Origin of the sequence: Draconibacterium halophilum, from assembly GCF_010448835.1 — a bacterium.
GTDB classification, from domain to species: domain Bacteria; phylum Bacteroidota; class Bacteroidia; order Bacteroidales; family Prolixibacteraceae; genus Draconibacterium; species Draconibacterium halophilum.
The window spans coordinates 769,205-793,394 of record NZ_CP048409.1; the positions used below are offsets into that span (position 1 = coordinate 769,205).

The following is a 24,190-nucleotide window of genomic DNA, read 5'->3' on the forward strand; positions in this document are numbered from 1 at the left end:
AAAAAAGAAAAGGCAGGAAACCCTGCCTTTCTAAAACTCAAATTTTTTATCATTCCTAATGAATGCCCTAACTTGTACTAAAAGTCTTCCCAAACTTTTAATATGATATAATGGTATAGTTCACTACTCTTCAACAAGTAGTATTGTATTTCTTTTTCAGCCCTGTAACCTTACAAAAAGGCATAAATGGGCAACTCTTCGTCCACAAAAAGCTGCCCATAATAAAAACAAAAAGATAAAAAATAAGGGTTTGTACGGCCAAAGTATATTGTTGTTTATTAATTTCCAAATAATTCAATGAAAAATTGGCAGAAAACAGGCTAATGAGAATAATTCTTAGTTATTGATTATCATAAAAAGTCCAAGTCAATGAAATGTTAATATCGGCTGGCAAGGCGAACAAAGAAAAGAATGGAATTAACAAAGCCTCGTTCGTAGTATGTTTTGTTTAACGTAATTTGATGTAGTTTCACTGTTGGTTTTCAGATTTTTTTTATGGATTTCAATGAGGTGATTCCAGCTAGTTTTTATAAATTTAAAAGAACTTTTTAGGACTAAATAATGTTTCGAAAAGTATGTGTTACGATATTAAAACCAAGGTTGAAGCAGCCTTAAAACGGGCACGGCATTATGGCAACGAAGAGGCTATTCAGATGCTGATCGAACAGTTCCGCCCTTTTCTGGAGGAGGAGTTTTTTCACGTTTCGGGTTTCCAGCATCCCAAAATGCTTATCTATACCAGAGAGGATTTTGAATTACCGGCAGTTGCAAGCTGGGGGCTTATTCCTTTTTGGGTAAAAAACGAACAACAGCAACTTGATATTTGGAATAAAACGATTAATGCACGGGGCGAAACCATTTTTGAAAAACCTTCGTTTCGCACTTCTGCCAAATCAAAACGATGCCTCATTTATATCGATGGATTCTTCGAGCACCATCATTTTGGAGGGAAAAAGTATCCGTTTTATATTCAGCGGGTGGATGGTGAGCCAATGGTGCTGGGTGGCTTGTGGGATGAATGGACAAACAAGGAAACGGGTGAAATGGTGAATTCCTTTACAATTGTTACAACCATAGCCAACGCGCTAATGAAAAAGATCCACAACAATCCAAAACTAAAAGAAGCACGAATGCCATTAATCCTAAATGAAGACAAGGCTGATAACTGGCTAAACGGTACTTCTGAAGAAGCGAAAGCAATGATTCTACCTGCAACCGATGGCCTTTTAAAAGCGCACACCGTTAGGCGTTTGCGAGGAAAAGAAGCAGTGGGCAATTCGCCGCAAGCCATTGAAGAGTTTATTTATTCCGAACTTAAATTCAGAGCCTGATTTTTATTGGAACAGATAAACGGCTTTCGTTGCTCAGGCGGTCGAGTACCGAAATACGCAATTCGTATTTTTTCTTTTTTCGGTTGATTCGGTTAAATTTAAATTGCGGATCTTTCGTAATAGTGTAAACATATTTAGCGTTATTCTGATCGAATTTTTCTCCAACCTCATTCAGGTAAAGCACATAACTCCAGGCTTTGTCCATTTCGCTTTGAGCTTCTGCGGGTGTCCATTTTATCTTTCTACCCCATTTTTTAATTTTTACTAGTGGCTGAGGTGCTTGATTATCAAGCCAGGGCATTGGCGGAACAATGGCCGGAGATTTGTAATAACCCAGTTTCAAACTGTCTTGTAATCCCAACAAATCACCATTAAACCATTTACTGCTGTAAAACGACGAGCCTTGAATTTCGGGAATCGATCGGAGAATTTGTATTTGTTTGGTAAGCTGATCGGGTTCGGTCCATTCTTTGGTTTGCGAAGTGCGACTGACTTTGTATGGTGCTTGCCCAATGTACATGGCACGCCCGTATGAATGGTCTTTCCACCAGTTGGCTAGCAGCTGAAAATCGACAGCCGGGTGCCCGATTTGCCAGTATAGTTGAGGCAGTGTGTAGTCGATCCAGCCTTCCTTCTGCCATTTTATAATGTTGGCATAAAGGTGGTCATAATTTGTCGCTCCTGCTTTTGTGTCGGAACCCAGAGGGTCGTCGGTTTTATTTCGCCACACACCAAATGGGCTAATGCCAAATTTTACCCACGGTTTGGTCGCCTTTATCGAATCGTTCAGCATTTTTATCGTTATGTCCACGTTTTCACGGCGCCAGTCGGCTTTGTTTTTGTTCGCAAATCCCCGGCTGTAATATTTGAACGAGGTGGAATCCGGAAATTCCTCTTTTAACGGATAAGGATAGAAATAATCATCGAAATGAATGGCATCAACATCGTAACGTTTTACAATGTCCTGAACCACGCTTGTAACAAATTCGCGAGCCTGTGGCAGTCCCGGATCAAAATATAAGCGGTTACCATATTTTAAAATCCAATCGGGGTGTTGAAATGCAATATGGTTGATCGCAAGCGGGTCGTCAAGTTTTTGTGCAACCCGGTAGGGATTTAGCCAGGCGTGTAGTTCCATTCCGCGTTTGTGGCATTCCTCAATCCAAAACTCCAGGGGATCGTAAAAAGGCAGCGGGGCTTGCCCCTGAACTCCGGTAAGGTAACGCGACCATGGCTCCAGATCTGACTGGTAAAAAGCATCGGCAGCTGGGCGTACCTGCAAAATTATGGCATTCATGCCCAAACTTTCATGTAAATTTAAAATATCGATTATTTCACGTTGTTGTGCATAGGTGCTTAACCCGGGTTTCGATGGCCAGTCGATATTAACAACAGTAGCCACCCAAACAGCTCTGAATTCGTACTTAGGTTGCGATAGAGCAACGAGTGAAAAAAACAGGCATGCAGCGAGAAGAGAAAATAGTTTTTTCATAATGTGAACATTGTTACGCACAAAAATAAGAGAATGTTATCTTGTAGGAAACGAAAAGGGTAGAATTTACTGTGTGAGTCTTTCAACTAAAAAAAATTGATATCTTTGTGGCAGATATACGAAGTAAAAAAGTAAACGATATTTAAGACAAACACCAGACTTGTCATTCTGACAAGTTTGTGGTTTATTAGGTTTAGTTGGTTTAGGTTAAAAAGGCTGTCAGAAGGGCAGCCTTTTCTTTTTTATAAATCTGAAAGTTTTGTTCCAAAAAATGGCAGTAAAAAAGGCTGCCGGATTCCTCCAACAGCCTATATAATTTTTTTTGATTGAGAACTACCTTTTCATTATTCCGTAGCACATAATCTTTAGAATAATATCAACGCTTCGTTCAAGATTTACATTGCTGTAGTTCCCTGCTGCAAGAGGCATTTCCAGTCCTTTTATAGCTGTAGTAATGCCAATGGCTGCCAGGTTAAAATCGTAAATTTCAAATTCATTTTTCCGAACTCCTTCAATCAGTATCCTTTTAATCATTCGGATCTCGTCTTGTTCGTATTTTAATTTTACCTCATCGATAAATCCAACGGCAGTAACGTCGTTTTCAATGGCATGATAGAAATTGGCCAAATTGCGGAATGTGGCCATTTTTGTTAAGATGTAATCGCGCAATTTGTCCACCGGATCGGTGTTCCTGTTTATCACTATCTCAAGCTCGTATGCCAAAATATCTACCTCTTTCATAATAACAGCCTGAAAGAGGTCTTCTTTACTCTTAAAATAGTAGTAAAGCGAGCTTTTCCCTTTGCGTACTGCATTGGCAATGTCGTCGAGAGTGGTTTTTTTGTAGCCGTATTTGCTGAAAATTTCACGAGCAATCTTTAGGATATTTTCCCTGTTTACATCCTTTTTATTCGCAGTTTCCGTTGAATATTGCATGAATTAAAACGTTTGTATATGTTAAAACTTGGCCAAATATAACTATTTATTTCAGCCGATATTATTTTTTAGAATATTTTACTCTCACAGACGACAATAATTCCCATTGTTTGAATGCCCTGCCACGGGTTGAAATTTGTTACGCTGATATTCGAATAGCTACCCTTTCTCTTGTTCTGCAAGCCTAAAGTCAAGTTGTTTTCTTTCAAGATTGGTGCGCCATACCCGAACATTTATCTTTTCGCCAAGCTGAAAACTTTTTTGTGAATGGCGCCCCACGAGGGCATAATTTTTTTCATCGAAAATATAGAAATCATCATCCATTTGGGCAATTGGTATCATGCCTTCAATTTTGTTTTCAAGCTCAACATAAATTCCCCAGTCGGTTACTCCCGAAATGGTTCCCGGGTACGTTTTACCGATATGATCCTGCATAAATTCAACCTGTTTGTATTTTATAGATGACCGCTCGGCTTTGGCTGCTTTGGCTTCCATTTCAGACGAGTGCTTGCACAGTCCCTCGTATTTTTGTTCGTTAACCGAACGCGCTCCGTCTAAATATTTTTCCAGCAGGCGATGCACCATCATATCGGGATAGCGCCTGATGGGTGAGGTAAAGTGAGTATAATAATCAAACGACAAACCGTAATGCCCAATATTGCGGGTTGAATACGCGGCTTTCGCCATTGTTCGGATTGCCAGTGTTTCTACAACATTCTGTTCATTTTTGCCTTTTACTTCGGTTAGTAATTTGTTAAGCGAAGTTGAAATGGCGCGCGGTGTTGTGAGCTGAATACCGTGACCAAAGCGCTTGATAAAGGTGTTGAATGAGGAAAGCTTGTCGGGGTCGGGTTTGTCGTGAATACGGTAAACAAAGGTTTTCGGAGTTTTTTTCTCCGGAACTTTTCCAATAAACTCGGCCACTTTTTTGTTGGCTAGCAACATAAATTCCTCAATCAGGTGGTTCGATTCTTTCGATTCTTTAAACGAAACAGAAACCGGTTTGCCGGCTTCGTCAATGTCAAATTTCATTTCAACGCGTTCAAAAGCGATTGACCCGCTATTAAAACGTTGATCGCGCAATTTTATGGCCAGCTCATTGAGTTTTAACACTGCTTCAGAAAAATCACCTTTGCCGGTTTCAATAATTTCCTGTGCTTCTTCGTACGTAAAGCGTCGGTCGGAATGAATGGCTGTTTTGCCAAACCACTGCTTTTTTATTTTTGCGTTCTCAGTAAGTTCAAAAACAGCCGAGAAACACAATTTATCTTCGTTTGGCCGAAGCGAACAAACACCATTCGACAGCCGCTCGGGGAGCATCGGAACAACCCGGTCGACCAGATAAACAGAAGTTGCACGGTCCTGCGCCTCGTCCTCAATAATAGTATTTGGGCGCACATAATGCGTAACATCGGCAATGTGAACACCAACCTCCCAGTTTCCGTTACTCAGTTTTTTTAGCGAAAGTGCATCATCAAAATCTTTTGCATCAGCCGGGTCGATAGTAAATGTGGTGGTTTTGCGCATATCACGCCGCTTTTTAATTTCTTCTTTTGGTATCTCCAGCGGAATTTTTTCGGCTGCTTTATCTACGTTTTTCGGGAATTTATGCGGCAGTTCAAACTCGGCCAGAATAGCGTGCATTTCGGCATCGTTATCGCCAGTGTCGCCAAGCACTTCTTTAATTTCTCCAAACGGACTGCGTGCATTTGCCGGCCAGTCATTAATTTCGGCAATGGCTTTTTGCCCGTCTTTTGCACCGTTTAGTTTTTCTTTCGGAATAAAAATATCGAAACCAACTTTCCCGGACGGAACCAAAAATGCAAAATTCTTGGTAGTTTGCACCTTTCCCACAAATATTGTTTTTGCCCGTTCCAAAATCTCGGTTACTTCCCCTTCCAAATCGTGCTTTTTGCGGCGTGCATACACATGAATTCGCACCTTGTCACCTTCCATAGCATGTTTCTGGTTGCGCGATGAGATAACAACCGGCTGCTCCAGTTCGTCGCTGACAACGTAAGCAAAACCCTGTGGTTGCATTTCAATAATACCCGTTACTTTTCCGGTGCGCGCTTTCAGTTTAAATTTTCCGCGCGATATCTGATCGAGGTAATCATCGTCGGCAAGCTCCTGAAGTACAACGTTAATTAGTTTACGTGTCTCCGGATCTTTGATACTTAATGACCCTGCTAGTTTGCGGTAATTAACTGTGTTGCCGGGGTTTTCGTAAAGTGTTGAAAGTATTGCATTTTTAAGCTTTTTCTTGTTGTAAGTGCCGCTGCTTTTCTTTTTGCGCAGTTTATTCTTTTTCTTTCTTCCCATTTTGTTTTTTTATTATCACTAGCAAGTTAAAATAATTCTAAAATAAGTTTCAATAATAAATGTGGAAGTTGCGAACAATATGAAAACTGCTATTTATATATTTCGGAATATTTAACAACTGGGCACCTCCAATATTTACAAGAATTTGTATGTTTGTAGACCATTTTAAGGGTTCGCGATAATGCCTGTGAATACCTTGAAAACAGACATTTTAAATATATGAAGTTAAAGGGGAAACTACCGTTTTTAATTATTGCAATGCTGGCCTGGATTGTCATTATTTCTTCCTGTGCCAACATTGGGATGCCGGCAGGAGGACCGCGAGATTCCGTACCACCGGTTTTGCTGGAAACCAGTCCGGAATACCGCGCATTGAATTTTAATAAAGACGCTATCAGATTTACATTCAACGAATATTTGCAGACGGATAAAATCTCGGAGGAGTTGGTAATTTCTCCACCACTGGAGAAACGTCCGATTATAAAAACCAAATCAAAAACGCTGATTATTGAGTTTAACGAGGATTTAAAAGACAGTGTGACTTATTCGCTCGATTTTAAAAATTCGATTGTGGATAACAACGAAAAAAATCCCTTAGAAAACCTGCGTTTTTCGTTTAGTACCGGTCCTGAATACGACTCGTTGCGAGTGGCCGGGCGTGTGATAAACGCATTTAATCTTGAACCAAATGAAGAGGGTTCATTGTTGGTTTTGCACTCAAATCTGCACGACTCGGCTGTGTTCAGGGTACGTCCCGATTACATTGCAAAAACTGATGAGGAAGGTTTGTTTATGATTGATAATATTGCTTCAGGAACCTATAAATTATTTGCGATTAACGACATGAACAACGACCTGATGTATAACGAAGGAGCAGAAGAAATCGCTTTTCTGGATACATTAGTGATCCCTGAAGCACACTTTCATGCCGAGGCCGATACAATGGTTAGTGGCGTTGATTCGATGTTGGTTATGGGGCATACACATTTTTCTCCCGAGCCATTTTACATGCGCTATTTAATGGAAGATATTTTTGAACAGTATGTAGAATCAACCGAACGTGAGAGCCGGAATAAGTTTTTATTTCTGTTTAACGAATCAATTGCCGATACTTTTTCGGTAAACCTCATCAATCACGAGGCAGAAGATTGGCAACTATTTGAATATGGCACGAAAAAAGATTCGGTATTGATGTGGATCACCGACACGATGGTTTCCAGGTACGATTCACTTTATATGCAATTAGCCTACACGCAGCTGGATTCGGCGGGGCAGCCTTATATTAAAAACGATACAGTTTTGATGCATTATGCCGACCCGAAGGAAGAACCAGAAAAGAAAAACAGGAGACGCGGCAGGGAAGACGAAGAAGAAGAGCCGAAGCCGGAACCAATACCTCAGTTTACCTGGAAAACTGATATTCCGTCAACCATGGAACTGAATGGAATGATCCGCTTTGTATCGCCCCAACCTGTTGATACATTCAATACTTCGATGGTTAGGATGTATTTAACAGAGGATACCCTAAAAACTCCATTGCCGGTAACTGTGCAAGAAGACGCATCACAATACCGGAGTTATTCAATACGTTACGACTGGGAACCGATAACCGGATATACTCTTGAAATTGATTCGGCAGCATCTGTAAATATTTATGGAATAACCAGCAAGGCCTATTCTAAAGGTTTTAAAACGCGCGAAGAGGATTATTACGGCAGCCTGGAATTCAATTTTACGAATGTTACCATGCCTATGGTCGTACAAATTTTGAAGAATAACGACGATGAAGAGGTGCTGCGGCAAAAAACCTTTGCAGAAAACGGCACGGTATTGTTTGAATATCTGGCGCCCGAAAAATACAAAGTAAAAGTTATTTACGATGCCAATGGAAACGGCAAATGGGACGCCGGGAGTTTCCAGGACAAAATACAACCCGAGCGCGTAGCTTACGTGCAGGAGGTAATAAAACTACGTTCGAACTGGAGCGAGAGCCATAGCTGGGATTTAACGCCCGATCCGATGTTCAGTAAAAATATTCGCGATATAGAAGAAGAAGAACGGAAGCGCAAAGAAGCACTGGAGAAACAGCAAAAAGAAGAGGAAGAGCAGCGAAATAATAGCATGCTCAGACCAGGATCAAGTGGATCAGGTGGTTTTCAGCGGAGATAAGCCTGGCGGCTGAAATTTTGATTAAATTTTCTACCTTTAATAAACTTTATATATAAAATTATGGCAAGTGTAAGAGACCTGAAAAAGGACATTGATTTAGTAATGTCAATGGCTTTAAGCGATTGTTTTTACGTGTTGGAATACAACAGTAATATTGATGAAAAAGCGGTATACGAAATTGCCGGCGATATTGTAAAGAAACATCGCGAATTGCGTTTGCGTACTATTCATCCTGATGGAAAAGATAACCCAAAACTGGTAAAACAGTATTACAAAAAAGTAGTTCAGGATATGTTAGCAGCTGCCGATGCTGCATTGGAAAGATTGTCTGCCGAGGTAAAAAAAGTAGCCAAGTAAAAAAATTACATCAGCGTAAATATTTTGTGAGCAACCACTTTGCCTTTATACCAAGTGGTTAGCTCCCATTTTCCCAACTTGTCTTCAAGCGGTTCCCAAATGCAGTCGCCCAAATAAAATTCAAAATCATTGGTACGGATAAACTGTTCGCCCGTGAACGGAGGTCTTAAATTTCCATTGTCGTCTTTAAACGGCGGATGATCAATTTTAAAATCAACCTTCTCGCCCTTGCCGTTTTTAATGTGTAGCACGTAGCCAAACTCGGTTCCTATTTCAGCTTTAATTTCTGTTGTAAAATCCAAAATTTTAGGGATGTCTCTACTCTCCCTATCCCATTTTGAGTACTCTCCGTAGCTGTAGATTTTAAATGTCGGTCGCCGTTTTGCCATTGTTAAATAAAACACAAAAGTAATAATTGTTATAAACTTATTTAGAAAGGTTCTTAACTTTGCTTCCTTTAATCGTTTTAGTGAGTTTAATTAGAAAACATACCAATTTACTGTTTGTATTAATTCTTCCGGTGTATTTGTACATCGTTCAAACGTCAATACAAAATAAACATACTCATGTTTATGCAAACGGTATTGTTGTTGCTCACTCGCATCCTACATCGGATACGGAAGGCCCCATAAACGACCATAATCATTCGCAACGGGAAATTAATCTGTATTCCTCGCTGCATTCCGATCTTTATGAAACTCCGGGACTTACCGCTTTCAATTTTGAAGTGCCTGTTGTTCATATCGATTACGTTGTTTACAACGAGCAGGAAGTAACAATTCCTGTTTCTCGTCATACCATTCCCCGGGCGCCTCCTGTCTAGTTTTCAAATACTTATTAGCGTTGCAGAATTGCAACCACTTAGCCGTCTGTGTTTAAGTGGATTGTCTTCCATTTAATCCGTGTTTTATCGATGGCTAAAGCGGTGTATTCCGCTATTCAAAAAATGACAGATTTAGTAGTTTGAAAACAACATATTACACAGATTATGAAACCCATATATGCAATTTTATTGCTATTTATTTCATGTACGTTCGCTTGGGCAGAAGGACCTGACGACGACAAAAAAAACAATACCGATGCTATGCTTTTTGGCGATGTAAAATCGGGCGAAGAACATATTCCGTTTGCAACGGTAACCATTAAAGGAACTACCATTGGTACGGCAGCCGATGCAACCGGGCATTTTAAAATGGCGCACTTGCCGCTTGGAAAACAGGTGGTTGTAATATCGGCAATTGGCTACCAAACAATTGAAAAGCAAGTGCAGATGGAAGCCAAAAAAAGTGTTACCATTCTGGCCGAACTCGAACCGGACAATATTGGTATTGAACAAGTTGTTGTTTCTGCCGATCGGAATGCAAAAAGCCGAAAAGAAACGCCAACAATTGTAAACAGTATAAATCCGAAATTATTCGATCGCGTTCAGAGTGTTACATTAAGCGAAGGTTTGAATTTCTCGCCCGGATTGCGCATGGAGAACAACTGCCAGAACTGTGGTTTTTCGCAGGTGCGAATGAACGGACTGGAAGGGCCGTATTCTCAAATTCTAATTAACTCGCGCCCCGTTTTTAGTGGGCTGGCGGGTGTTTATGGCCTCGAGTTGATTCCCGCAAATATGATCGAGCGGGTGGAGGTAATTCGTGGTGGCGGATCGTCGATGTACGGAAGTAATGCCATTGCCGGAACCATTAACCTGATTACAAAAGACCCAGTAACTAATAGTTTTGAAACCTCAACAAACAATAGTTTTGTTGGAGCCGGAAGCAATTACGATGCCGCCAGCGATTACAACATAAACATTAATGGCTCGTTTGTAACCGACGATTATAAAACAGGAATGAGCATTTTTGGATTCCACCGAAAACGCGACCCTTTTGATGCCAATGGCGATGGGTTTTCGGAGTTGGCAAGCATCAATAATACCACAATTGGAGCACGTTTTTATCAGCGTGTAGCGAGCCGTGGAAAAATTACGGTCGATTATTTTAATATAAATGAAGACCGCCGCGGAGGAAATAAATTCGAGCTCCCATTGCATGAGTCTGATATTTCCGAAAGTGTTGAGCACCAGATAAACTCGGGAGCTGTAAATTTTGATTTGTTGCTTCGCGAAAGTGATAAATTCTCCGCATTTGTTTCTATGCAGGGAGTTGACCGCGATTCGTATTACGGCGCTGAGCAAGATCCTTCGGCCTATGGGCACACTGAGGATTTAACTTATGCGGCAGGTTTGCAATATATCCGAAACATCGACTACCTGCTGTTTTCTCCGGCAACACTTACTTCCGGAATTGAAACAAATGGCAGTTCGCTGAAAGATGAAAAACTTGGTTATTACGATGCTGCGGATGATATTCATTATGGGAATACACAAATTGCCGACCAGGGAATGACTACTTATGGCGCTTTTCTGCAATCGGAGTGGAAAACCGAAAAAGTGGTTTTTAGTGCCGGTTTACGCTACGATCATTACAACATTGAGGAAAAAATTGAAAACAGCGACGATGTGAGTGGCAATGTATTAAGTCCGCGGGTGAGTTTGCTGTATAATATTGCCGAACACTTACAGTTTAGAAGTAGTTTTGGCCGTGGATTTAGGGCACCGCAGATTTTTGACGAAGATCTTCACATTGAAACCTCTGGATCGAGAAAGGTCCTTCACGAGAACGATCCGGATTTGAAACAGGAATCATCAAACAGTTTTACGACATCGCTTGATTATTCCAATCATTTTGGCGATTGGCAATACCAGTTGTTGGTTGAAGGATTTTATACCCAGTTAATCGACCCGTTTGCAAATGAATATGGTACGCCCGACGAAAACGGAACAGTAGTTTATACCCGTGTAAATGCCGAAGACGGTGCCCGCGTGCAGGGAATTAATATGGAGTTCAACGCTTCTCCATCGCAAAAATTTCAGCTGCAGTCGGGATTTACTGTTCAGAAAAGTGAGTTTGAAGCGCCGCAGGAATTTGGCGAAAAACGCTTTTTCAGAACGCCAAATACTTACGGATATTTGAGTGCAAATATTAGTCCAACACCCGTATTTGATATTGCACTAACCGGCAACTACACGGGTAAAATGCTGGTGCCGTATTTCGGGCCTGAAATAGCAAATCCTGAAACCGGCGAATTACGGGAAAGCGATTCGTTTTTTGATACAGGGGTGAAACTCTGTTATCATTTTCGCTTGTCAGATCAGATGAAAGTGGAGTTGAGCGGTGGTGTAAAAAATATCTTTAACAGCTACCAGGAGGATTTTGATTATGGAATTGATCGCGATCCTTCGTATGTGTATGGGCCGCTTTCTCCACGCACAATCTATTTCGGAATTAAGATCGGAACATTATAGCAGATGATTGAACAATAGAAGTAGTAAGGCTGTCCGGCGAATAAATAGGGCAGCCTTTTTTATGTATTTTAGTTAAATAGTTTAACACCAAAGAAAACTGACCGGGGTTTTGCCGGACCGTAAACATAGCCACTATCGCGGTTTTTACCTTTGTCGAAATCATCCTGGTAATTATCGAAAAGGTTACTCACTCCACCAAATAATTCAATTGATGAGTCGATCCTGTTTAACTTGAAAGTATAACCAACTTTTATATTGGTTTCCATAAACGTTGGCGAATCAAAAAGAACATCCTGGTCGATTGTTCCCACATCTCCGGCCAAACCGTAATGAGGCACCAGCATTGTTCCAGTGTAAACACCTGAAAGGGAGGCGCTGAATCTGTTTGTTGGAGTCCAGGTGAGTGTGTAGTAGCCATACGTTTCCGGGGTGCGCAAGTACTTTTTCTCACCCGGCAATTCTTCCGACCATGCAATGGCATTGTCATACTCGCTGCTCTGAACAGTTATTCCACCTTCAATCTGTAGTTTTCGGTCAAAGTTTGCACGCGCTTCTAAAGTAGCTCCGTAAACCTGGCTTTTTCCGCCGTTGCGTTTTTCCATCAATGAATTTCCGGCATCATCAGTTCCAACTTCTTCCAGAATGAAAGCATCTTTAAGCTGGGTATAAAAACCTTCCAACGTAAATCCTATAATGTGTTTTTCGGTGGGTTTATCCCAGTTTAACGAGGCACTTAAACTTTGCGAATGTTCTTCTTCCAGATCGTCGGTCAGTTCAATGGTTTGAATTCCTCCACCGGCAAAAGCAATGTGCATATCGGCATCAAAGGCTTGCGGAGCACGAAATCCGGTTGACCACGACAGGCGCAATTGGGTATACGAATCGGGTTTCAGCAGCAGTGAAATCCGCGGATTCAAAATCAGTTTGTCAACAAAATTGTGTTTATCGGCACGCACTCCGGCCAGCAAAGTTGTTTTCTGGGTAATCGACCAGTCGCTTTGAATAAAAGCACCAAAGTTTTTCGTTTGTTGATCGATCAAATAATCGTAAGCTGTAATTTCATCAAAAACATCGTCGTAAATAAACTCGGTACCAAAGGTTAATATGTTGGTTCCGGCTCCCACAAAATCGTTAATGGCGTGGTTTAACTGTGCACCAATCTGGTAGGTGGAATTTTTAGAATCGCCGTATGGAGGATCGTTATTGTAGTCCTGAAGTTCTTGTCCGCCATCGGGCGCAATTCCCGTAAAATGATCGCGTTGTGTGTACTGTCCGGCAGAATAAACAACAAAACTGGTGCGCATTGTTGGGCTGTAAGTGTAATCAATTCCGCCCATTAGTACATTGTGCGTTCGTTCTTCCGATTGTTTGGCCTGATAAGCCGCCCCGTCAACCATTTCGCCACCGTAGCGGTACTCGTATGTGCTTGAGAAACTGGCTTCAATTTTCTGGTCTTCATCAATCTGAAAGAAAGAATTAATGCCAAACGAGTTATTTTTTATTTCCGGCAATTCCGAGAAATTATCGCCGTTGGCATCAAAAGCATCGCGGTCCCGGTGAAAAGCATACATCGACATTCCGGCATTGCGCTTTTGTGATAAAGCGGTTAGTGTAGCACTTACGTTGTAGTCGAGAGCGTCGCTTCCAATAATTGAATTGTTCGAGGTAACTTGGTACGAATTTCGTTGCGGCAACTTGGTAATAATATTTACCGTTCCGCCAATGGCACTCGATCCGTAAAGTGCAGATGCTCCTCCACGAACAACTTCAATACGTTCCACCATTTCAGTTGGTAATTGTTCCAGCCCATACAATCCGGTTAGTGGGCTAAAAACAGAACGACCGTTAATTAATATCTGGCTGTAGGCGCCGCCCAAGCCATTCATCCGTAACTGGGTGTAATTACAGGTTTGGCAGTCGGTTTCCATGCGTAATCCGGGTTGAAAACTCAACGATTCAGAAATGGTTTGTGCCGCTACTTTTTCTATTGTTTTTGCATCCAGCACATTCACAATCACAGCACTTTCTGTTTGCCGTTTAAATGTTTTGGTGCCGGTAATCACCACTTCGTCCATGTGAATTACGTCTTCTTCCAGGTCAAATTTAACCTCAACCGTTTCGCCGGCTTTTAAAACTACTTGTTTTTTGCTTTCCTTGTAACCAATCATTTTGGCAACAATGGTAAACTCTCCAACCGGAAGGTCAACCATCATGTAGTGCCCGGTAACATCGGTGGTGGTTCCGTAGTTGGTTCCATCAAGGTAAATGTTCACAAATGGAATATGTTTGCCTTCTGATACAACGTGCCCGATAATTACGGCATCGGAATGTTCGTCCTGGGCAAAAAGTTGAGGTGAAATCAAAATTAAAATCAGAGTAAGAGATAATATCGTTTTAATCATTATAATCAATCTTTAGACTTTCTAAACAAAAAAAATACGATCGTGTTCGCGTTACTATCCAATCTCAACAAATTTTTATGAGAACCCTTAAAATTCAATAAAAGACATTGATTTATTGCACGAATTTGCCACCGGATAAAAGATTACTATTTTTGTTTCGTTTAACGGCAGAACTAAAAATTTAAAGTTAATGAGTAGCCAGATTGATTCGATGCAGAAAGATTCGAAAGACAAGAGAAACAATATAATTGTTATTGTTCTTGCTGTGGTATTGGCAGTTGTGTTGGTGTTGTTCTTTTTGCAACGACGCGATCACAAAGTGATGGTTGACGAAATAAAGGCCGAAAAGGACTCCATTCAGTTTCAATTAACCGAAATTGCTTCCAGTTATGATTCGTTAGAAACAGAAAACGATACCATAAGTGAGCAGCTTTTTATGGCGCAGGCTAAGGTAAAAGACCTTTTGATAGAAGTGGAGCAAACAAAAAAAGTGAGCTATTCTAAAATATCGAACTACCAACAGCAAGTAACTACTTTACGCGGTATTATGCGTGATTTTGTGGTTCAGATCGATTCGCTGAATCGCCGCAACGAGCAGCTGATGGACGAAAACCGCGAGGTAAAACAACAATACAAGCAAGTTGAACAACAAAACGAACAACTGAGCAAAGAGAAACAACAGTTGCAGCAAAACCTAAAACGTGCAGCTATGCTTGAGACGCGCCAGTTGGTGGCAGAGCCGTTAAATACCCGTAGTAAGGAGACAAAGTTTGCTCGACGTACGGCAAAAGTTCGCATTTATTTTGTATTGGGACAGAATACGACTGCCGATCGTGGTCCTAAAAAAATATATGTACGAATTATGCGCCCTGATCAGCTGTTAATGGTGAAATCGGAAAACGATGTATTTCAGTTTGAAGATTTGAAAATACAATACTCTGCCATGCGCGAGGTGGTTTACGAAGGTCAGGATTTGCCCGTGGCCATTTTCTGGGACAATACCAACGAGCCCGAAATGATGCCGGGAACCTACACCATCAATTTGTTTGCCGATGGAAATGAAATTGGCGAAACAACATTTGAGATTCAGTAAATTGTCAGACTTTACTTTTCGTACGACCAGCGTGACCAGACTTTCCTTTAAACATCAAACCTGTCAGTGATACATTAACTGTAGAGATTCATTTTATGGCAACATTTCTATTCGATAAAATAATATTCGGGCCGGTAAAAAGTCGAAGATTGGGCGTTTCGCTGGGGATAAATTTATTGCCCACCAAAACCAAAGTTTGTTCATTCAATTGTATTTACTGCGAGTGTGGATTTACGCCCGGAGAATACGAGGAAAAAGTAACTTTCCCATCGCGTGCGGATGTGCGAATGCGACTGGAGGTGAAATTGCATGAAATGGTTGCTGCCAACGAACTGCCCGATGTAATTACTTTTGCTGGCAACGGCGAGCCGACATTGCACCCCGAGTTTGCAGGAATTATCGACGACACCATTGCCTTACGCGATGAAATCACGCCCAACGCCCGAATTGCTGTATTGTCGAATGCAACAATGATTCACCGCAAATCGGTTTTTGAGGCCTTACTGAAAATAAAAGACAACATTCAGAAACTTGACTCGGCTTTTGAAGAAACGGTAAAGTTATTGGATTGCCCAAAAGGAAATTTTAACCTTGCCAATACCATCGAACAGCTGATTGCTTTTAATGGCAAGGTAATTATTCAAACCATGTTTGTGAGGGGAAGCTACAAAGGCAAAACCATTGACAATACTACTAAAGAAGAGATTTCGACATGGATTGAATTGCTGAAAAAGATAAAACCTTTGCAGGTAATGATTTATACGATTGCCCGCGATACCCCAATTGATACTTTGGAAAAAATACCGCTTGACGAATTAAATGCCATAGCCGAAAGGGTGCGCAAAGAAGGTTTTGATGTGCAGGTTTCGGGATAACCTGTAGAGATTGCTTCAGCCTTTTATAAAGGCTAATAACAGGCTAAATATGTGTTAATCAAGAAATATATCTAGCTGTCATTTCGACGAAGAATGAGGAGAAAACTCTTAAAGTTAGGAACAGATTTCTCAGTCGTTCCTCCATCGAAATGACAACAATATTGATTTAAAGTGTTGTTCTGTACCACTCCGAGCTGCGCCCCAGCATTCTAATTCCGGCAACAAAACCTTTAAGTTTCAAAACATCTTCACTTTCCAACCAGCTGTAACAATCGTAGGTTTTTCCCGATTTGGGGTCGTAAATAGAACCGTTTATCCATTCTTCTTCTTTTGCATCGTACTCAAAACCACTCAGAATCTGTACTCCTACTATAGAGCGATCGCGTAGTGCCGGATCAGGATTTTCAACATCTTTTGGAGGGGCTCCGTTGTTGTATTTCTCCGGATTTACATAGACAATGGTGCCAATGTATTTTCCATCTTGTTTTTCAACTTCAATTTTAGATGTTTTTTCATCGTTCCACCACACGCCAACAATTTTATCGGCTTCCTGTGCCTTACCTGCCAGCGCATACATTCCAAGTAAAAAAAGAATTACCAACTTCTTCATAATGTCTGATTTTGAATTAATATTCAGGATTAAATATAAATAATTACGTGAGTAATTCATTTGTTTCGGGCAATTTAAAATTCTCTTTACGAAAGTTTTGGTTTTATAGCTGTATGGTTGCAGTTTCCATTTCTCTCCGCTGAGAGGGTAGTTCTGTTCTTTAATGTCTGGCTACGGAAAACAAAATTACACTTAAACACCAATTCTTCCGATCAGTTTCCACCATAAAAAAACGATAGGAGTTCCCGATTTGATTTACCGGTATAATTGGAATAATTAAATGATTAGAGCGATTTATGGTAAATCTGTTTTTCTGATAAACTAATTCAATAGGGTTGGTGTTTTAAATGAAAAAGTGAGCATAATATTATGAACGATAAATCACCAGCACCAATTTATGTGGTATCAGGCGGAACGGGTATTGCCGGTAATAACCTGGTTCAGGCCTTATTAATTCAGTACCCTGAAAATAAAATTCATGTTGAGATAATAGGAAGAGTGACCACCGAAGATGAGGTTTTCGATATAATCATGAAAGCCAAAGCCGATAAAGGATTGATTGCTCATACAATGGTTAATCCTGAATTGCGCCGCAAAATTAATGAGTTGGGAAAAGAATTCCATGTTCGTGTTATTGATTTGATGGGCAAATTAGCCAATTATTTAGATGATACACTAGATGTAGAGCCGATGGTACACCCGGGATTATACCGCGAAATTAATCATCAGTATTTTGATCGGATCGACTCCATTGAATTTACCCTATCGCACGACGATGGTATGAGTCCCGAACGACTGCGCAATGCCGAAATTATTTTAACCGGTGTTTCGCGGGCGGGAAAAACGCCGCTTAGCGTTTACCTGGCCATGTACGGTTGGAAAGTGGCAAATGTACCGCTGGTACCCGGCGTTCAGCCTCCCGATGAGCTCTTTCAGATTGATCCTGAACGGGTGTTCGGTTTGTATATTGGAGCCAGCCAGTTAATTGCGCACCGGCAAAAAAGAATATCGAGCTGGGAAAATCACCGCGCCGAATCGTATGTCGATCAGCGTGCCGTGCGCGAAGAGATCAGAAAAGCAATGTTTGTTTTCGATCGGGGAGGATTTACAGTTATTAATGTTTCAAATAAACCCATTGAAAGTACAGCCAACGAAATTCTATCTTTAATGTCGAAACGTTTCTCCTACCGCGGACGAAAGTTAGAGTCGCCATACCATGGAAAAGAAGGACAAGAACAGGAATAAATATCAGATGATCTCCTTTCTTCAGAGTCATATGTAACCGTATTTTTCGAACTCAAAACGACGGTTTTTTTATTTTAATGTGTCAAATGTTTATAACGGCCAATATAGTTGTTTACTATGGGTCATAAATAAATTTGTATGTCAATCATTAAACAAAGTGCGAAAGTCTTTGTAACTTAATGCGCAAGAACTTGATTGTAAATTCAAAAAAAACCATGATAAGACTAACAAAATTCAGTTTAGTTTTCCTGTTATTTCTGACTGGCAGCGTTTACGGGCAAGATGAATTGTTAACCATTCAGCAGGCTGTAGAACATGCTATTGGCAATAACACTGAGCTAAATCAGATGCGGGCGCGTTTAGTTCAGAAAGAAAACGAGTGGAGAACCAACACCGGAATTTCAGCTCCCGAAATCAGCTATTTTAAAGAAGGTATTAGCGATGATCCAACAGCACCGTTTGCCGAAAAACGTGTGGCCATTACGCAGGAAGTAGACTTCCCTTTAACATCGGTTTATCGCGTAAAAGCGTTGAAGCAGGAAGTTGAAGCGCAACAAAATGTTATTGTTGCTAAAGAAAAGGAGATCAGCTCGCAGGTTAAAAGTAAATACATTGAAGTAGTTTATGCGCTTTATCTGCAACGTTCGCGCGAGAACCAGTTAAATCTTGCACAAGATCTGTACAACGCAGTTTATACTAAGTATGAAACGGGCTTGGGAAACGGCATCGATTTGGTGAATGCCGAAATTCAGCTCGATGAAGCCCGTAATGATCTCGATCAGAGTGAGTGGATTTTACACCAGGCACGATACGGCCTTTTTAACGTGATTGGCCTACCCATTGAAGAGCAAAAGTACAGTATTGCATTTGCCGACACCTTGTTTGCTACCGACATCGATATTTCGCAGATTCAGGCGCTGGCCGTTCAGGAAGAACAGCCGGCTTACCGGGCATCGATGAATATGCTCAATGCTTCCGACTTTTTTTTGAAAGAAGCCAAAAGCAATATCCTCCCCGATATTCGATTTAGTTTATATAAACAAGATTATGGAACCGGCTACGATTTTAATGGATTTGAAATTGGGCTGAGTATTCCGATTTGGTATCCCTTCGATCAGAAAGGAAAAATACAAATGGCCACTGCCCGAAAAGAAGAGCTGCTTTGGAGCCAAAAGGAAATTCAGTTAACTATGAAAAAAGAAATTGAATATGCCTGGCACAATTATTCGGTGAGCCGGTCGATCGTTAACCGCTATCACGATTCGATGAAAGAACGTTCATCGAGACTACAGAGCATGTCCTTAAGAGCCTACCAACTCGGAGAAATTGACCTCCTTGAACTTTTAAATGCGCAACAAATCTATCTAAAAAGCGAGCAGCGTTATTTAACTGCTCTACGCGATTATTATATGCAACTGGCTGCATTAGAGCAGTATCTTGATAAGGAATTAATTTATTAGAACTACCAATAGAAACCACTAAAAATAGGATTATGAAAAAGATTCTTTCGCTTCATTGCATTCCGCTCAGAATGACGGTGAGTTATGATTTTGAAAATGGAGGTGGCGATATTTTGGAGGTAAAGCCGCCAAAGTATTGCCACCTCCATCCATCCTCCGTAGTCGCCTGTCATTCCGAGCATAGCGAGGAATCTGAATCAAATATAGTGGACACTACTGTAGAATTACAACATTTAAAAAATATGAAGACCAAATTTATTCACCTCGGAATTGTATTTATCCTTTTCTCGTTTACAGCCTGTAATACTGGTAATGAAACGAAAGAAGAAACAACAGTGGTTCAGGCCGATGTTCCTCCATCGTTAAAAGACGACACTGAAAAAACGCTTTTGATTAAGCTGACGGATAAAGAGCGCGATGAACTCGCGATAAAAACAGAAGCTATAAAAAGCGAATTTGTCGATCATCAGATTTTGGCACCGGGCGTAGTTTTTCCGTCGCCCGGACATTCCAGTATTATCAGTACGCCAATTAACGGACAGGTAACGGCCATTAAAGTTTACGAAGGCGACTGGGTGAATAAAGGACAGGAGTTGTTTCGTATTCAAAGTCTGCAATATGGGAACCTGATTTCGGAATACCTACAGGCTTACGCACAGGAGTCTTTTCAGAAAAGCCGTCTGGCTCGTTTAGAGCAACTTGTTGAGGAGCGGATTAGTTCTACCAGTGAATTGGAGCAGGCAACAGCAGAGTATAAACGTGCTTCGGCATCGTTAAAATCAGCTTATGCCAAGCTACGCGCAGTTGGTGTTCCTGATTTAGAAATTGAACAATTTTCAGACTTAGGGAATTTTGAACCAACATTAAAAATTGTTGCACCAATAAACGGAGTTATTGAGAAGAATTTTGTGGAGCTGGGGCAATCTGTTAATGCGCTAGAAAACCTTTCGAGAGTGCTCGATACCCGACAGGTTCTGATACGCGGTTATGTTTCGCCGGGCGATGCAGTGTTGGTAAAATCTGGCAATAGCGTCGATATTTCAAAACGAGAACAGGAAGATGTGGCCATAAAAGGCGAAATTACTTCAGTTAATCCCGGGCTGGATGAAAACAGCCGCTCAGTGGTGGTAAATATTATTATCCCTTCGGAAAACGGCTGGCCAAAACCGGGCGAAAATTTGCGACTTGCTATTACTTCTGAATCGCAAAAAGAAACGGTGGCCATAAAGTTGGAGGCACTTACTTATGATGGAGATCAGGCCATTGTTTTTGTGAAAAAAGATGCTAATATCTTTGAACGCCGTGCTATTGAAATTGATCAAATAAAAGGCGACTTTGTTTTTGTGACCTCAGGACTTGCCGCCGGTGAGGAAGTTGCCGTTACAAAAGTTTTTAGCCTAAAAGCGCTGTCTCGTTTCGATATTATTTCTGAAGAATAAAACTTAAAATCCTCAGCTGATGCTTCAAAGTATAATTTCATTTAGTGTCCGTCAAAAATATGTAGCCTTGTCATTAGTATTATTAATGGCTATAGGCGGTTATTTTTCGTTAATAAACTTGCCCATTAACTCGCAGCCGGATGTGACGCCGGTTCAGGTTTTGGTTATCACCAAGGCCGGCCGCTATTCTCCTTTCGATGTAGAAAAACTGGTAAGCTATCCGATAGAAACGGCCATGAACGGCCTTCCCGATGTGGCTGAAGTGCGCTCGATTTCGCAATTCGGACTTTCTGCGGTAACCGTTGAGTTTGATGAGGGAACAGATATTTATTTTGCCCGGCAAATTGTTAGTCAGCGGCTGCAATCTATTACTGATGAGTTGCCACCAGGGGTATCCAGCCCTTCGTTGGGGCCCATTTCAACAGCACTTGGCGAAATTTATCAGTATGTAGTAAAAGGAGAAAACTATTCACTTTCGCAACTGCGCGAAATCCAGGACTGGCTGATCGCGCCACAATTAAAAATTGTGAGAGGTGTAACTGAAATCAATTCATTTGGAGGCTTTGTAAAACAATACAATGTTATTATTCAACCCGGTTTGCTTCGAACATACAGCATCGGTATTTCTGAAGTGATGGATGCCATTGCACAAAACAACAGTGTTTCGGGTGGAAACTACATTCAACATAATGGCGAGCAGTACATAATTCGTGGTGTTGGACAGATTACCAGCATGGATGATGTGCGGAATATCATCGTGAAAAACATTGATAACAAGCCCATTTTTATAAAAGATGTGGCCAGTGTTGTTGAAGGGAAACAGATCAGGCAGGGCGGTGTTACCAAAGACGGGAAAGGCGAGGTAATTACCGGAATTGTTATGATGCTTCGTGGCGGAAATGGCCGCGAAGTGATTTCTGATATAGAGGATAAAATTGAAGAAATAAACCGGAGTTTACCGGAAGGAGTTAGCGTTGAAAAATTTTACGATCAGTCAGATCTGATTAAACGAACCACGTCAACTATTTCTACCAACCTTATGGAAGGTGGTTTTTTGGTAATTGTAGTATTGCTTTTATTGCTTGGCGAGATTTCCGGAGCGCTGATTGTAGCCATGGTTATTCCGTTCTCAATGTTGTTCGCTTTTATCGGAATGCGCGAATTTGGACTGGCCGCCAACCTGATGAGTTTGGGAGCTATCGACTTTGGAATGGTAGTAGACGGTTCGGTGGTAATGGTAGAAAACATTGTGCACGATTTGCAAAAAAACAAGAAAGAGTCGAAAGATGAGATCATTCGTAAAGCGGCAAATCATGTGGTGCGGCCCATCTTTTTCGGTGTACTCATAATTCTGATGGTTTATGTTCCGATTATGACATTCAGCGGAATGGAAGGTATTTTGTTCCGCCCGATGGCGATAACCGTTGCTGCAGCAGTGTTTGGATCTTTATTACTCGCATTAATATTTGTACCTGCAATGTCGGCCATTGTATTCCGAAAAAAGGTAAAAATACGCAGGAACTACATCATCGAATGGATGCGGCCGCGCTACCAAAAAGGCCTTGAAAAAAACATGAATAAAATTTGGTTTATAGGATCTTCAGCATTGGCCGTCTTTTTGGTTTCCATCTTTTTAATGACACGTTTGGGAACAGAATTTTTGCCTGAGCTTGATGAAGGTTCTATTTTGATAGAACAGGTTCGAATGCCGTCGGTAACATTGGAAGAATCGATGGAAAATGCCGATTGGCTGGCCGGGAAGATCATGGAAAATATTCCCGAAGTTAAAACCGTAGTACCTAAAACCGGACGGTCGGATTTGGCCAACGACTGGATGGGCGTGCACCAAACCGACGTGTGGGTAGTACTAAAACCCATTGAAGAATGGACTAAAGGCGTAACCAAAGAAGATATAATTAACAGGATAGAACCGTATTTGCAAACTGAGCCCGGATTGGCCTATAATTTTACTCAACCCATTGCCATGCGGGTTGATGAGTTAACCAGTGGTGTAAAATCCGATCTGGCGGTAAAAATCTATGGCGAGGATCTGGAAGTACTCGATAAAATTGGTGAGAATATTTCCGCATTGTTATCCGGTTTACCCGGAACTGATAATTACTACGTGGAGCAGTCGGCCGGACAGCCTTACTTAACGGTAAATATCGATCGTGAAGCGGTGGCATCATTTGGCTTAAATGTGGATGATGTACAGAAAGTTGTTGAAGCTGGTATCGGCGGGCAGGAAGCCGGGCAATTATATGAGGGGCAAAGACATTTTGGTATTGTTGTTCGTTATCCTGAAAATATTCGCAATCAGCTACCAAAAATTGCAGAGGCTCCGGTGCATTTGCCGGGTGGTGGGTATATTCCGCTAAAACGTGTCGCCAATATTGAGTTGCAGGAAGGCCCGCGCGAGATTCAGCGAGAGAATGGCTGGAGGCGTTTAATCGTGGGTATCAACATAAAAGACATCGACCTGGGAACCTACGTTTCGCAACTGCAGGAACAGATTGATAAAAGTGCCAGTATCCCGTCAGGCTATTTTATCGATTATGGCGGAACGTTCGAAAATCAGCGCCGTGCCATGAAGCATTTAATGCTGGTAGTGCCGCTTTCCATTTTTATCATCATCGGTTTAATGTACCTGAACTTCGGGAAAATGCGCTATGCAATCCTGATCTTGTTGAACCTGCCGTTCGCTTTGTCTGGAGGAGTTTTTCTGTTGTGGATGAGGGGATGTATTTATCAATAACAGCAAGTATTGGTTTTGTAGCTTTGTTTGGAGTTGCGGTGCTGAATGGTATTGTACTGGTCGATCATATAAACATGTTGCGGAAAGAGAAAAAAGGCGACCTTAAAAAGCTGGTTATCGAAGGATCGGTAGATCGTTTGCGCCCGGTGTTAATGACGGCTCTGGTAGCGAGTTTGGGTTTTATTCCTATGGCTTTTAACACGGGGCCTGGCTCCGAGGTACAACGTCCGCTGGCAACAGTAGTAATCGGAGGATTGGTAACATCTACATTTTTAACGCTTATGGTTTTGCCAATTGCTTATTATTGGATTGAACGAAAAAAGACTCCGGAGAAAGAAGCATAGAACTT

The 24,190-nt window shown here is 41.3% G+C and carries 16 protein-coding genes and 1 pseudogene; 11 read left to right on the top strand and 6 right to left on the bottom strand.

The genetic code is table 11. The features are described from left to right. The first annotated feature begins 575 nt into the window (after positions 1 to 575). Complete coding sequence (locus tag G0Q07_RS03015; RefSeq protein ID WP_163344693.1) at positions 576 to 1,331, top strand: SOS response-associated peptidase; 756 nt, start codon at positions 576 to 578, stop codon at positions 1,329 to 1,331. On the opposite strand, the gene G0Q07_RS03020 is transcribed toward G0Q07_RS03015, so the two are convergent. The 3 genes from G0Q07_RS03020 to rnr form a co-directional block, all read right to left on the bottom strand. Next, the gene (locus tag G0Q07_RS03020; protein WP_163344694.1) at positions 1,321 to 2,823 is read right to left on the bottom strand and encodes a glycoside hydrolase family 10 protein; all 1,503 of its coding nucleotides are present in this window, start codon (positions 2,821 to 2,823) and stop codon (positions 1,321 to 1,323) included. The genes G0Q07_RS03015 and G0Q07_RS03020 overlap by 11 nt on opposite strands. 333 nt (positions 2,824 to 3,156) lie before the next feature. Next, positions 3,157 to 3,759, bottom strand: a complete 603-nt coding sequence (locus tag G0Q07_RS03025) for a TetR/AcrR family transcriptional regulator (RefSeq protein WP_163344695.1) — start codon at positions 3,757 to 3,759, stop codon at positions 3,157 to 3,159. Positions 3,760 to 3,918: 159 nt separating this feature from the next. After that, complete coding sequence (rnr, locus tag G0Q07_RS03030; protein WP_163344696.1) at positions 3,919 to 6,081, bottom strand: ribonuclease R; 2,163 nt, start codon at positions 6,079 to 6,081, stop codon at positions 3,919 to 3,921. Between the two features lie 219 nt (positions 6,082 to 6,300). On the opposite strand from rnr, the gene G0Q07_RS03035 reads away from it, so the two are divergent. Both G0Q07_RS03035 and G0Q07_RS03040 read left to right on the top strand, forming a co-directional pair. Then, the gene (locus G0Q07_RS03035) at positions 6,301 to 8,250 is read left to right on the top strand and encodes an Ig-like domain-containing protein (RefSeq protein ID WP_163344697.1); all 1,950 of its coding nucleotides are present in this window, start codon (positions 6,301 to 6,303) and stop codon (positions 8,248 to 8,250) included. A 60-nt stretch (positions 8,251 to 8,310) separates the two neighbouring features. Further along, on the top strand, positions 8,311 to 8,607 hold the full coding sequence (locus tag G0Q07_RS03040; protein ID WP_163344698.1) for a hypothetical protein: 297 nt from the start codon (positions 8,311 to 8,313) through the stop codon (positions 8,605 to 8,607). Positions 8,608 to 8,612: 5 nt separating this feature from the next. Here the strand turns inward: G0Q07_RS03040 and G0Q07_RS03045 are convergent, their stop codons facing one another. After that, positions 8,613 to 8,996 (bottom strand): DUF3859 domain-containing protein, encoded by a 384-nt coding sequence (locus tag G0Q07_RS03045; RefSeq protein ID WP_163344699.1) that lies wholly within the window; start codon positions 8,994 to 8,996, stop codon positions 8,613 to 8,615. A gap of 80 nt (positions 8,997 to 9,076) precedes the next feature. On the opposite strand from G0Q07_RS03045, the gene G0Q07_RS03050 reads away from it, so the two are divergent. Together G0Q07_RS03050 and G0Q07_RS03055 are read left to right on the top strand one after the other, a co-directional pair. Further along, the gene (locus tag G0Q07_RS03050; protein ID WP_163344700.1) at positions 9,077 to 9,430 is read left to right on the top strand and encodes a hypothetical protein; all 354 of its coding nucleotides are present in this window, start codon (positions 9,077 to 9,079) and stop codon (positions 9,428 to 9,430) included. A gap of 165 nt (positions 9,431 to 9,595) precedes the next feature. Then, positions 9,596 to 11,962 (top strand): TonB-dependent receptor, encoded by a 2,367-nt coding sequence (locus G0Q07_RS03055; RefSeq protein WP_163344701.1) that lies wholly within the window; start codon positions 9,596 to 9,598, stop codon positions 11,960 to 11,962. A 68-nt stretch (positions 11,963 to 12,030) separates the two neighbouring features. Here G0Q07_RS03055 and G0Q07_RS03060 read toward each other — a convergent pair whose 3' ends face one another. After that, positions 12,031 to 14,364, bottom strand: a complete 2,334-nt coding sequence (locus tag G0Q07_RS03060) for a TonB-dependent receptor (RefSeq protein WP_163344702.1) — start codon at positions 14,362 to 14,364, stop codon at positions 12,031 to 12,033. Positions 14,365 to 14,554: 190 nt separating this feature from the next. Here G0Q07_RS03060 and G0Q07_RS03065 point away from each other — a divergent pair, with 190 nt between their 5' ends. Together G0Q07_RS03065 and G0Q07_RS03070 are read left to right on the top strand one after the other, a co-directional pair. Next, positions 14,555 to 15,457 carry a coiled-coil domain-containing protein gene (locus G0Q07_RS03065; protein ID WP_163344703.1) on the top strand — a complete coding sequence of 301 codons (903 nt, stop codon included), beginning with the start codon at positions 14,555 to 14,557 and terminating at the stop codon, positions 15,455 to 15,457. A gap of 95 nt (positions 15,458 to 15,552) precedes the next feature. After that, positions 15,553 to 16,332 carry a radical SAM protein gene (locus tag G0Q07_RS03070; RefSeq protein WP_163344704.1) on the top strand — a complete coding sequence of 260 codons (780 nt, stop codon included), beginning with the start codon at positions 15,553 to 15,555 and terminating at the stop codon, positions 16,330 to 16,332. A 166-nt stretch (positions 16,333 to 16,498) separates the two neighbouring features. Here the strand turns inward: G0Q07_RS03070 and G0Q07_RS03075 are convergent, their stop codons facing one another. Continuing rightward, a complete protein-coding gene (locus tag G0Q07_RS03075) occupies positions 16,499 to 16,942 on the bottom strand; it encodes a DUF2147 domain-containing protein (RefSeq protein WP_163344705.1) in 444 nt (147 codons plus the stop codon). A 369-nt stretch (positions 16,943 to 17,311) separates the two neighbouring features. On the opposite strand from G0Q07_RS03075, the gene G0Q07_RS03080 reads away from it, so the two are divergent. From G0Q07_RS03080 to G0Q07_RS03095, 4 genes and pseudogenes are all read left to right on the top strand, one after another. Beyond that, positions 17,312 to 18,187, top strand: coding sequence for a pyruvate, water dikinase regulatory protein (locus G0Q07_RS03080; protein WP_163344706.1), 876 nt, complete (start codon positions 17,312 to 17,314; stop codon positions 18,185 to 18,187). Positions 18,188 to 18,402: 215 nt separating this feature from the next. Beyond that, on the top strand, positions 18,403 to 19,647 hold the full coding sequence (locus G0Q07_RS03085) for a TolC family protein (RefSeq protein ID WP_163344707.1): 1,245 nt from the start codon (positions 18,403 to 18,405) through the stop codon (positions 19,645 to 19,647). A 32-nt stretch (positions 19,648 to 19,679) separates the two neighbouring features. After that, positions 19,680 to 21,086 carry an efflux RND transporter periplasmic adaptor subunit gene (locus G0Q07_RS03090; RefSeq protein WP_163344708.1) on the top strand — a complete coding sequence of 469 codons (1,407 nt, stop codon included), beginning with the start codon at positions 19,680 to 19,682 and terminating at the stop codon, positions 21,084 to 21,086. A gap of 19 nt (positions 21,087 to 21,105) precedes the next feature. Then, a pseudogene (locus G0Q07_RS03095) lies at positions 21,106 to 24,185 on the top strand (efflux RND transporter permease subunit). The last annotated feature ends 5 nt before the right edge of the window (positions 24,186 to 24,190 follow it).

Bases quoted from the DNA above. Each gene is read 5' to 3' on its own strand.
- G0Q07_RS03015 (WP_163344693.1), top strand. From the start codon at position 576: ATGTGTTACGATATTAAAACCAAGGTTGAAGCAGCCTTAAAACGGGCA.
- G0Q07_RS03020 (WP_163344694.1), bottom strand. From the start codon at position 2,823: ATGAAAAAACTATTTTCTCTTCTCGCTGCATGCCTGTTTTTTTCACTC.
- G0Q07_RS03025 (WP_163344695.1), bottom strand. From the start codon at position 3,759: ATGCAATATTCAACGGAAACTGCGAATAAAAAGGATGTAAACAGGGAA.
- rnr (WP_163344696.1), bottom strand. From the start codon at position 6,081: ATGGGAAGAAAGAAAAAGAATAAACTGCGCAAAAAGAAAAGCAGCGGC.
- G0Q07_RS03035 (WP_163344697.1), top strand. From the start codon at position 6,301: ATGAAGTTAAAGGGGAAACTACCGTTTTTAATTATTGCAATGCTGGCC.
- G0Q07_RS03040 (WP_163344698.1), top strand. From the start codon at position 8,311: ATGGCAAGTGTAAGAGACCTGAAAAAGGACATTGATTTAGTAATGTCA.
- G0Q07_RS03045 (WP_163344699.1), bottom strand. From the start codon at position 8,996: ATGGCAAAACGGCGACCGACATTTAAAATCTACAGCTACGGAGAGTAC.
- G0Q07_RS03055 (WP_163344701.1), top strand. From the start codon at position 9,596: ATGAAACCCATATATGCAATTTTATTGCTATTTATTTCATGTACGTTC.
- G0Q07_RS03060 (WP_163344702.1), bottom strand. From the start codon at position 14,364: ATGATTAAAACGATATTATCTCTTACTCTGATTTTAATTTTGATTTCA.
- G0Q07_RS03065 (WP_163344703.1), top strand. From the start codon at position 14,555: ATGAGTAGCCAGATTGATTCGATGCAGAAAGATTCGAAAGACAAGAGA.
- G0Q07_RS03070 (WP_163344704.1), top strand. From the start codon at position 15,553: ATGGCAACATTTCTATTCGATAAAATAATATTCGGGCCGGTAAAAAGT.
- G0Q07_RS03075 (WP_163344705.1), bottom strand. From the start codon at position 16,942: ATGAAGAAGTTGGTAATTCTTTTTTTACTTGGAATGTATGCGCTGGCA.
- G0Q07_RS03080 (WP_163344706.1), top strand. From the start codon at position 17,312: ATGAACGATAAATCACCAGCACCAATTTATGTGGTATCAGGCGGAACG.
- G0Q07_RS03085 (WP_163344707.1), top strand. From the start codon at position 18,403: ATGATAAGACTAACAAAATTCAGTTTAGTTTTCCTGTTATTTCTGACT.
- G0Q07_RS03090 (WP_163344708.1), top strand. From the start codon at position 19,680: ATGAAAAAGATTCTTTCGCTTCATTGCATTCCGCTCAGAATGACGGTG.